General features: G+C 69.7%; 1 protein-coding gene. It reads left to right on the forward strand.

All coding sequences use genetic code 11. The features are described 5' to 3' along the window. A partial coding sequence (locus AAE029_RS36230; protein WP_371077767.1) for an AMP-binding protein occupies positions 1-393 on the forward strand: 393 nt, incomplete at both ends.

Here is a 393-nt window from a genome sequence, read left to right on the forward strand (position 1 = left end):
CAATGCCGGCGAGACGGCCGACGGCCTGACGCTCGGCTTCGCCTATGCCCGCGACATCTTCGAGCGGGAGACGATCGAGCGGATCGCTACCCACTATGGTGAACTCCTGTCGCAGATCGCCGAGGCGGGCGAGGGGACACGGCTCGGCGAGCTGACGCTGTCGGTGCCGACCGATCATCGCCAGCCGGCGGATTACCCGTTCATTCCCGTGACGGACCGGATCGGCGAGCGGGCCCTGCAACATCCCGCGGCCGAGGCTGTGGCGTGCGAGGGCGAACGTCTTTCCTATGGCGAGCTCGATGCGCTCGCCAACCGCATCGCCCGACGGCTCGCAGCCCTCGGGGTTGGCCCCGACGAGCGCGTCGGTCTTGCGGTGGAGCGCTCCACCGGCCT

The organism is Sinorhizobium sp. CB7 (genome assembly GCF_041357635.1).
GTDB lineage: Bacteria > Pseudomonadota > Alphaproteobacteria > Rhizobiales > Rhizobiaceae > Rhizobium.